At 40.7% G+C, this 7264-nt stretch carries 7 protein-coding genes and 2 pseudogenes; all 9 read right to left on the bottom strand.

Annotated elements, in window-relative coordinates; genetic code table 11:
- Positions 1-272: 272 nt before the first annotated feature.
- The 9 genes and pseudogenes from B5771_RS07275 to B5771_RS07310 all read right to left on the bottom strand — a co-directional run bounded on the left by B5771_RS07275 (position 273) and on the right by B5771_RS07310 (position 6863).
- The gene (locus tag B5771_RS07275; RefSeq protein ID WP_088186928.1) at positions 273-551 is read right to left on the bottom strand and encodes a hypothetical protein; all 279 of its coding nucleotides are present in this window, start codon (positions 549-551) and stop codon (positions 273-275) included.
- Between the two features lie 140 nt (positions 552-691).
- Positions 692-1120 (bottom strand): hypothetical protein, encoded by a 429-nt coding sequence (locus B5771_RS07280; protein ID WP_088186929.1) that lies wholly within the window; start codon positions 1118-1120, stop codon positions 692-694.
- Positions 1121-1122: 2 nt separating this feature from the next.
- Entirely contained in the window at positions 1123-1320 is a 198-nt protein-coding gene (locus tag B5771_RS07285) for a helix-turn-helix transcriptional regulator (RefSeq protein ID WP_088186930.1), read from the bottom strand.
- A gap of 412 nt (positions 1321-1732) precedes the next feature.
- Complete coding sequence (locus B5771_RS07290; protein ID WP_088186931.1) at positions 1733-2215, bottom strand: NapC/NirT family cytochrome c; 483 nt, start codon at positions 2213-2215, stop codon at positions 1733-1735.
- A 144-nt stretch (positions 2216-2359) separates the two neighbouring features.
- Positions 2360-3625 carry a hypothetical protein gene (locus B5771_RS07295; protein ID WP_088186932.1) on the bottom strand — a complete coding sequence of 422 codons (1266 nt, stop codon included), beginning with the start codon at positions 3623-3625 and terminating at the stop codon, positions 2360-2362.
- A gap of 43 nt (positions 3626-3668) precedes the next feature.
- The gene (locus tag B5771_RS07300; protein WP_088186933.1) at positions 3669-4640 is read right to left on the bottom strand and encodes a phosphodiester glycosidase family protein; all 972 of its coding nucleotides are present in this window, start codon (positions 4638-4640) and stop codon (positions 3669-3671) included.
- 10 nt (positions 4641-4650) lie between these two features.
- Positions 4651-5343 (bottom strand): annotated as a pseudogene (locus B5771_RS24740) (phosphodiester glycosidase family protein); the annotation flags it as partial.
- A gap of 171 nt (positions 5344-5514) precedes the next feature.
- Positions 5515-6492, bottom strand: a pseudogene (locus B5771_RS24745) (M56 family metallopeptidase); the annotation flags it as partial.
- Positions 6489-6863 (bottom strand): BlaI/MecI/CopY family transcriptional regulator, encoded by a 375-nt coding sequence (locus tag B5771_RS07310; protein WP_088186935.1) that lies wholly within the window; start codon positions 6861-6863, stop codon positions 6489-6491. The pseudogene B5771_RS24745 and the gene B5771_RS07310, both read right to left, overlap by 4 nt.
- Between the last annotated feature and the right edge of the window lie 401 nt (positions 6864-7264).

Raw genomic sequence — 7264 nt, forward strand, 5'->3', positions numbered from 1 at the left:
ATTATCGAGATAATTATCTCATGCAGATGAAATGAAGAGTGTCGAAGTGAGCATGCTGCTGATGCGCTTTTAAACGACGAACGTGTCCTATTTGAACGAATTTGGTATATTATTCCAAAAGGAATACTTAGCGGCAAAGGAGGACTCTACCCCACCTGAGTTAACAAAGGACCAACCCTCACTTATAGGCGTGGGGACCTTAAAAACTGGATAAAAAAGGTTCAGCTTAATGTGCTGAGCCTATTAGAGAAGTCACTTTTACTTTTGTATGCCTATAATTCTTTAAAACGAACCCGAAAGTTGGCAACAACCTCCTCAAACTCAGAAAACCCTTCATTCTCAAGCAAACGCCCGTAATTTGCCTGCTTGGTCTTAGTATCGACAACTGTATTCCAGAAGTACTGTATCATTCCTTGAGCATCTCTCTGTTTCATTCGTAAACGTAAACCACGAGTCGACTTCTTGAACCGTTCTGAGGCAGTTGGTGATCGCAAAATGGGGTTGAATAAATTGGCTTCCAGAAAATCGAGGATTTCTTGCTCTTTAGTCATAACGTCCCTCCTACTCTCTAATCATTCTGCCCAGGAACCATTCCCACTTGAAGTGAGATTCGAACAATTGGATGAAGAAAAGCATATTAATTATGACTATGAGACAAGTCGCCAATCTATGATAATTTGTGAACTTATCCTTACATTCTCTTCCCATAGTAATTAAAGAGAAAAATAGTTAAGAACAATTGAATAACTATAATCGCTGCAACCATCAATATAAAGACACTCTTGGCTCCCATAAAACTCAAGGTCAAAACCAAAATACTTAAGAGATAAATCAACACTTGGTTAACTTTAGCATCAACCTTTTCTTTTAAGCGTATATTTCGTTCATCATTACGTTCAATGACTATTTTGCGTTTCCTTGTTTCACCTTCGGTCTTTGATACTAAAAGATCATCAAAAAACTTTCCTATTCCGAGACAAAACAAAGCTGCTCCAAGCCCTATACCCAGACCTGAAAGTTGTTTTACTGCTTCACTGACCAAAACAAATTCTCCTACATAAAACAGGATGGCTCCCGCGACCATTAAAATTACGTATACCCACAATTTACCCTTCTTCACTTCTACTCCTCCTCATAGATAAATATCTCTTCGATACTCAGATTAAAGAAATGAGCAATCTTAAAGGCCAACATAATAGACGGGTTGTAACGACCATTTTCCAAAGAACTAATTGTCTGTCTAGACACTTCCAATTTGTCAGCAAGTTCTTCCTGTGTAATTCCACGTTCTTTTCTGATTTCTTCCAGCTTATTTTTCAAAGACATGCCTCCAAAAATAAATTGTAAAGGACACTTTCCGTATAAGCTATGATAACGCGAATTCTGTCAGATGTAAAGTTAACTTTACCATTATGCCTAAATAAAGTCCTGTATAATGCTTAGTAAAAATTTGATCTCTCCCAAATATGGCTTTGCAGTTGAACGGAATCATCCTCTGATATTAATAACTTCAAAGTGAACTCGTTCAGCTAAAGATGAACATCGGGGCTTCAGGCGGGGACTTTACCCCACCTAAAGTTTACGAAGGATCCCCCCCCACTTAAGAAGTGGAGGCCTTAAAACTGGACAAATTGGCAACGCTTATTTATTTTGAAGCATAAAAAGGGTGTCGCTCCACGAACTAATCAAATTCGTTTTGCAACACCTCGTAAGAATAGCGCCAGAGGCCAGACTATAATTGCTTTACGCCTTTTAAATCACGTGTCAAATAGATGTCGACATCATGGCCGGTTGCTCGATGGCAATCTAAACAGGATTGGGCTTTTTTTATGGTCTGATAATGATCTACTCGGGGAGTGTTTTTGAGTTTAGCTGCATTGGGAAATGACTTATCATCCCCTAGATGACATTGAAGGCAATTTTGATCGGATACAATTGCCTGGGTAGGAATCGTATAATCGCCGCTGAAATGTTGGAATACGTAATTTAGGCCCCGCGCCTTAGCATGAAATTTTCCCAGCTCTCCTCGTGGTTGATGACAGTCCAGACAGTTTACATCTTTGTGGGCAGACGTTTGCCATGAGATTAAATATTTATTCACCTCATGACATGAACCACAAAAGGGTGGCGTTGAGGTAGCATAATAACCGACTTGAAACAAAGCATATAAGCCAACAAACGTAAAGGCAGCACTTAAAATAATTTTTTTCCACATAGTTTTAATCTCCGGCAGTTTTCTTTTTTGGTAGTATGTGAGAAAATAATCATTTTAATGAATTGACTTTGAGACATTTTAAGTCATAATATCATCTACAGTTTGCTGGTAAATAGGTTCTTCGGGATACATCCTTTACAGAAACTAAGGCAATTGCTCTAATGGCTGCAATTTGACTAAAGTTGAAGTGCCTTTCTTTTTCAACTGGATAAGCTCAGCTCCATCAGCGGAACAATAATTTTCATCCCCCTGCAATGTGACCTCTTTAAGATGACCATCTTTAACAACATAGGCTTTCTGATTATCGTAGACAATTATCTGTCCACCAGCACCTGTAATGGTACGTGTATTTGGATTAAAGGGAATTGAGCCTTCCCATTCAGTTTTAAAAGAAGGATTTTCTTTAACGTCCGGAAGGTCACTCGTAGTTTTTATTTTTACAAGTTGATTGTTCGTTACTTCCCCAATATAGACTTTTCCCTTTCTGACACCGAGAATTCGATCAGAAGCATTTTTAGTGATAGTATAACGTTTGTTCTTTTGCAAAGCAGTATCATATTGGATTGCTGTGATCTGTTGAAGCGCACCTAGCTTACTATCAATATAAAGGGTTCCAAAGCGGTCAGAGGCAGCCATATTATCGATTTGTTCTTGTGATTGACTTAGAATACTAACCTTTTTCATCACATCTATCTTCATAAGCTGCTGCTTGGAACCTGTCTTCACAGTCAGATACATCAAATTTGTAACGGGTGAAACAACAAAGTTTTCGATTTTTCCGCCTGCAGGAAACTCTTTACTGCCGCTCTCAAAGGGATTCAAGCGATCATCCGGGGCTGCATCTTCATCACTATCCGGAAGTTCTAAAGAATATAGTTCCGTAAGCTGAGGATTACCGTACCGTTTTTCCAGTTTTGGCTGAAGCGATGTCTTGGGAACTGCTTTTTCTTGCTTAGGGTCTTCGGTATTGGGCGAAATTGTAAGCGTTGAAACTTCAGGCTTGGCCGGATAGACTTTTACAGTCGTAACAGCATTGGGGTTTTTTCGGGCATAAAAATAAAGCAAAATATTGCGATCCGGCAGCCATTGGTAATTAAGAACCCCTAAAGTTTGATCTTGAGCTGAGGGCGGTTTTTTTTCAAACACAATGGTTCCCTTTTTTAGATTAAAAACCTTCAGAACATTATTTTCCATATACGCAATATAATCTTTGGCATAAGAGACCTGGATATTAGATAACCCCGTACCCGGGACTGTCGCTTCAAACTTGGTCGTTATGGCTGGTTCATTATCTGTACCTGACGTTCCCAAAACTTGTTCCATTTGCTTGTTTAACAAGGAGTACCCTCCAAATTGCAGGATAAGGGAAACGACTATCCAGACAATTAGGGTACGCAGTTTCTTGTTCATGCCTTATTTCTCCTTTGGGGTCGTGTTTAAAATTTAACGGTCATTATTTGCTGTCCTTCGGCATAACCACAAAGGCAGTTGGCAGATAGCGCTCACCGGCCCAATCCCAGAGTTTATTAAGCACTTTTCCATTATAGTAGAGTTCAGAAGAAGAACCGCCATCCAGATTGGCCGCATTAACTGCCCCGTAATCTCTGAACAGGTTATAGACGTCGCTCATTTTAGCCCCCCAGCTCCAAAGCGGCTGGCGTCCGTCGATGACAATTAGGATAATTGTGCCATCTTCTTTCTGTCCGATAGCTGTACGAGGTGCTACCCCCCATACTGAATCCTGAAATTCGCAGCGTTTTCCGTTCTTTATTAAAGGGGGCCAGAAAAATACCGCTTCCTGGATATTTTTCTTTTTGATATCATCTGCCGTAATTTGTCCGACAATCAGCTTGCCATCCTTATCCAAAGCCACGATGTCCGTACTATTACTACCGATGTTGTTCTGAACAATCTTCCCGTTATGTACGGTTAGTCCATCCGGAAATCCCCCGTTTCCCGCACCGTTAGGATCACAAAACCCTCCGCCATTAATTCCGGCGACAGCCCCCGTATCTTTGACAAAGTCACTCACCCGTTCCCCTTTAACCCCTAAGTCTTTGGTCACAGCAACTTTTATCCGTTTAGGGTCTTTGATGAGCATGACTTTGCCTTTGAACGTCTTGCCGGTAATCGTTTCTATTGTGATCCCAGCAGAGGTATCGGTCACAGTACTCTGAACCGGGATATTCGAGTTCGGGTTTGAGTTATTATAATTGTTTACAATGTCGCTAATTTCCTGATCGGAGAGAAAGGCCTTAACAACCTGAGGGTGGCGTGACGTTAGAACAGACCCCACAGCTATTGTTTTAGTGGCTTTAAAAGGCCCCCAGAACGTGATAAAAGGGGCAAGGAGCACCGTAAAAAGGACATTAAAAATAATAAAGCCAACAATCTTAGTTAGGCGTATCTTTCTTTTCTTCCTCATAATGCCTCCTTTACTTTACGACAAAAGCCGTAGCAAGATAACGTTCACCAAAAACATCCCAAAGCCGGTTCTGAACCTTGCCCTGAAAGAACATTTCTGAAGAGGAGCCGCCATCAAGGTTTACAGCATTGACCGCATGATAATCTTCAAAGACTTTGGCCAGATCGCCCAAAGTCGCTCCCAGGCTCCATGAGGGTTGGCGGCCGTCAATGACAACAAAAATAACCGTTCCATCCGCCCTTTGCCCAATGCCTGTCCTAGGAGCAATTCCCCAGCCGCCGTCTCCAGCAATCACCACTTTGCCGTTAACCATCAGATTGGGGCTAAAGGTTACCGCTTCACGCATGTTATTATCCTGCAATTGTTTTGCAGTCATGCGGCCAAGAACAAGTTTCCCCTGCTTATCAAACCCGGCAATGTTAACAGCCTTGTCTCCTATATTGTTAGAGACTAGTTTTCCATCCTGCATCGTTATCCCATCGGGAATCGCTCCATTACCCTTGCCTTCAGGATCATAGAAGCCTCCGGCATTAATTCCGGCGATTGCTCCCGTATCTTTAACGAAATCACTGACCCTTTCTCCTGTGATCCCAATATTCTTAGTAACTGCCAATTTGACCCGTTTGGGGTCTTGAATCAGCATCACTTTGCCCCTATAGGTTGGACCTGTTATATCCTCGATTGTAATTCCTGAACTTGAGTCGATAGCTTTTGCTGTCCCATCTATCTGCTTATTATTGGCGTTTTGATTGTATATTGGCTCCGCACTTACTTGAGGACTGGTGAAGGTCGTAAAGGCTATCACACCTATAACTGCGACACTCAGCAATAACCAGTTAAGCGAAGTCTTTTTAGGCTTAGCGATCATTAGAAGCCTTTTCTTAATCTGAGACTTTGAGCCCCCTACACTTGCTATACAGGCCATCCGAGGAGCTGAAGAGTATGTCTCAGCCAATTTGATCAAGGTATATGCATAATCGTTGGCCTGCTCAGGGGTGATACGAGATATCGCTCTGGCATCACAGGCCATCTCCTGGTCTTCCTTCATTCGAAAATAGGCATACCATAGTAAAGGGTTAAACCAATGAATTGTGGCCAATAACCGTGCTACCCAATTTACCCATAGATCTTTTCGTTTAAAGTGCACTAACTCATGTAATAAAATATAGTTTATTTGTTCCGAATTAAATGTTTGTTCAAAACCAAGTGGTAATAATATACGCGGACGGAATAAGCCAAATAAGGCTGGGCTCTGAACATATCTTGTTCTAATCAAGGGAATTTCTGTATTAATTTTCAACTTCAATTTGAGGTTATTAAAATCCGAAAGCAGTCTTTCGTCGGTTATTAATTCATTTCCGATTTTTGCCGAAAACTGTTTGTTACTAATAACAGTAAGGACTGATAAAAGCAAAACTCCGGAGAACCAATCTATGTATATTAGTTGAATGATAATGGGAACACCATTACTTGACCTCTGTGTCGTCGCTGTCGATATGGCCTTACTGTCTGTGCTTACGGCTACAGGAGTATTGTCTAAATGAGATTGTACTTCTTTCTTTTCATAATCGAGTTGATGTGACTGATTAAAGATTGCTGCAATACTTTGCTGTAATCGAGAAAAATCGAGAAAATTGTAAACACTAACAGAACTAGCGGGTGTCCAAGGCAACAGCAAACCGATAAGTAAAACTGACCAGAGCATATAGTGATAGCGAACTCCTAGTTTAGCTCTGAGGGCAAACTTTACCCCTAACAATAAAATCACAAAGATGCTCGCTTTGGCAGAAATCATCATAACCCAGTTAAAAAGGCTGAGATAATTCACCAGTTGTTGCAACAGCATCTTCATTCCTCCCTTTTTTCAAGGAGTTGCTTTAGTTCTTCAATTTCAACTTGAGAGAGCTTTTCCTCCTTAAGAAAGGTGACAAGCATAGGCTTTAAAGCACCGCCAAAAACACGTGTCAGGAAAGACTTACTCTCAGCTTTAATGCATTCTTCCTCAGTTATCAGCGGATAGTAGCTATACGATCTCCCTTCTTCTTTAAAAGCAAGGGCTCCCTTTTTTACAAGCCTCCCGATTAAAGTCTTAATTGTGTTCGGCTTCCAATTCGTCGATTGTTCTAAGGACTTTACGATCTCATTGGCACTGCACGGCGCTGATAACCAACAGACCTTCATAACTTCCCATTCAGCATCTGATATATTAGGTATTTTGTTCATTATTATAACAACATCCTTTCTTAGCGTTAGGTAGTTTAAGATCGCGCGTAAGGTTTACATGTGTAGTTGATAATTATATTACATTTGTAAACTAATATTGTCAATAAATTTAGGGAAAATTTTCGCCTAAAATCAACACTTAAGTCAAGGAAGACAGAATAAGGATCTATTTTGTCTGATTAATTAGTGGGTAAAACCAAAGGCCTCTGCACAGTGTGGCAGAGGCCTTTGGGGTGGGTTTTAGAGAATAAGAGAGGAACTTTCCCGTACCAGCTGTTGATTGTCAATGAAATTTGACCCCTTTTTCTAAATTTTTTTACTCAAAATTGACCCCCCTGATATAAACTTAAAAGCGACTCTCTCGTGAAAAATTTGGTAGTTTCTTTGAGGGTATCTACCGA

This window comes from Desulfosporosinus sp. FKA, from assembly GCF_002196785.1.
Classification (GTDB): domain Bacteria; phylum Bacillota; class Desulfitobacteriia; order Desulfitobacteriales; family Desulfitobacteriaceae; genus Desulfosporosinus; species Desulfosporosinus acididurans.